This is a genomic window from Paraburkholderia sp. RL17-347-BIC-D (genome assembly GCF_046027915.1).
Taxonomy (GTDB): Bacteria; Pseudomonadota; Gammaproteobacteria; order Burkholderiales; family Burkholderiaceae; genus Paraburkholderia.
On record NZ_JARESS010000229.1, the window covers coordinates 1 to 616 of the forward strand.

General features: G+C 60.1%; 1 protein-coding gene. It reads left to right on the forward strand.

Translation table 11 applies throughout. The features are described from left to right. The coding region (locus P0D96_RS48315) for an amidohydrolase family protein (RefSeq protein WP_408321437.1) at positions 1-616 on the forward strand (616 nt) is incomplete at both ends.

Consider the following 616-nt stretch of genomic DNA (forward strand, 5'->3'; position numbering starts at 1 on the left):
CGATGTCGCCACCTGCATTCCGGAACTCGTCAAATGCGTGGAGCAGTACGGCAACGTGGCGATCAATCTCAACCCGGATCCGTCGGGCGGTCACTGGACCAGCCCGCCGCTGTCCGATCGTTACTGGTATCGGATCTACGAGAAGATGGTCGAGTACGACATCCCCGCGATGATCCACGTGAGCACGAGTTGCAACGCGTGCTTCCACACGACCGGCGCGCACTACCTGAACGCCGACACGACCGCGTTCATGCAGTGCCTCACGTCGGACCTGTTCCGCGATTTCCCCACGCTGCGCTTCGTGATTCCGCACGGCGGCGGCGCGGTGCCCTATCACTGGGGACGCTTTCGCGGACTCGCGCAGGAACTGAAGAAGCCCTTGCTGAGAGACCATCTGCTCAACAACGTGTTCTTCGACACCTGTGTGTATCACCAGCCGGGCATAGACCTGCTCACGCGCGTGATTCCGGTGGACAACATCCTGTTTGCAAGCGAGATGATCGGCGCCGTGCGCGGCATCGATCCGGAGACGGGTAACTATTTCGACGACACGAAACGCTACATCGAGGCCGCGCATATCGATGCTGACGAGCGCTACAGGATTTACGAAGGTAAC